1 protein-coding gene is annotated in these 1,750 nt (G+C 45.2%); it reads right to left on the reverse strand.

Annotated elements, in window-relative coordinates:
* Positions 1-610: 610 nt before the first annotated feature.
* Positions 611-1,324 carry a hypothetical protein gene (locus QUB24_RS33345; protein ID WP_333157864.1) on the reverse strand — a complete coding sequence of 238 codons (714 nt, stop codon included), beginning with the start codon at positions 1,322-1,324 and terminating at the stop codon, positions 611-613.
* Positions 1,325-1,750 lie beyond the last annotated feature (426 nt).

A 1,750-nucleotide genomic window follows, 5' to 3' on the forward strand; every position in this document is an offset into this window, starting at 1 on the left:
AATTGCTGAGATCAGCAGTTTATAGGATTCGTATGTCTATTTTCAGAATCCTATCAAATAAGCATTCAACACTTCTGCATTTAACCCTACTCTCACCCTACCGACCGCCCCCCTTAATAAGGGGGGTTTTTTATTGGCGATCGCACGGCTCAGAAGGAAGCTTTGACTCGAATCGTGTGCATAGTGTGACTGAGAGTAGGGGAGCTTGTCTGTGTCTTTGCCTGTATTTTTTAGCTTAGCCGCCTACTGTAGGCGGCTACTTGTAAAAATAAAGGTAAATAGACTAAACACCGTTTGTTCGCGCTTTTATACGAGAAAATATTTCTAACCCTAATAGGGTTCCAAAATCTGTATCGCTTTATATATCACTTTTCTCTATTTTCTAGAGACCTATTGGGTCTCTTGTGTAATTTTGTTCACTAATACCCTATTTGAACCTAGTCAGTTTTGGGTTCATCATCTAAGCAAGTGAATTTTCGTGTGTATTTCCTGGTGTAGCCGCCTACTGTAGGCGGCTACTTATAAAAATGAAAGCAAAAGAAAAGCTAGGTTCACACTATGCAGATGATGTGACTCTAGCTTTTTACTTTCCGAGCTTACCGATCGCAATCTAAAACTCAATCAACAAATCATTTAGCTCTTGCCGGGTAGGCGGGAATTGCCCGCCTCGTTCGGCGTGAGCCAGTAACCGCTTGTAAGTGATACCTGACTTCAAATCGCCGAAGTGCTTAGCGTAGGCATAAAGCCCCAATTCTTGTGCTTCGGCTACCAGTGCGAGCTTATCCTTTGGGGCGGTTCGCCGTTCTACTATCCGATAGTGTTGACTCATTCTCACAGGTTCCGGTAGTGGCTCGTAAGCTTTGTTTGCTATCGCTTCGAGGCACGTTAGCACTCGCAGTACCTCGGTAGTAGCTGGCATCCAGCAAGCCAGCTTAAGCACAGCCCGTGGGGGGAGTAGATAGTTAAGGTGAGGTTTCCCTATCCAACACAGTCCCAGTACGGGTTCCGAGTATTGCACAAAGGTTTCCGGGCAAGCAAATAAACCATCCCCTATCAGTTGCGCTTCAAAATTACGAATCAATCTGTCGGTGGTTTTTGGCTCAACACCATAAAGGGAATCGCATTGCTCTGGTAGTAGCACGGGCGCTTGGTAGTAATAAAGCCACGATTTAACGCCCGTACCAATATCAATGCAGGCAAAAGCCTCGGTGTGACGGATGCTATCAAACACGGCATCTCGATACCAGCGAAGCGCAAGGGGTGCGTCCCACGAATACTTAAGAGAAGTCGATCGTGGGATACGTGAAGCGGACTGTTGTGACATAATAATGAAGCCAGAGGCTGTAAGCTAGCTAAAGGCAAATACCCCGAAAGTGTTAGTAGCACCGTAGGGGTCTTCTATTGTTAAGACGCTCGCATTAAAAATCACTTCACGTCAAGTCGCAAAATCGGTCATATTCAGTCTATTTCTGAGAGTAGCCGCCTACAGTAGGCGGCTAAGCTGGAAAATGCAGGCAAATACTAGCAAATACTCTCATTTATAAAGCACCACATTTTTCTTGACTAGCGGAATGGGCTTATTCAGTAGAGGTAGCTTAAGTACAGCTCTATCCTGCTTAGTTCCAAAGTAAAGCCCCTTTTTAAGGGGGCATAGCTTCCTAATTTCCCTTTTGGGGTTTACCCTTCAATCATCTCCAAAATTGCCTCAATATCTGCGAGTGTTGTCGCTGATTTCTTGCCCTTGGCTTTC

This window comes from Microcoleus sp. B9-D4, assembly GCF_036705105.1.
Taxonomy (GTDB): domain Bacteria; phylum Cyanobacteriota; class Cyanobacteriia; order Cyanobacteriales; family Microcoleaceae; genus Microcoleus.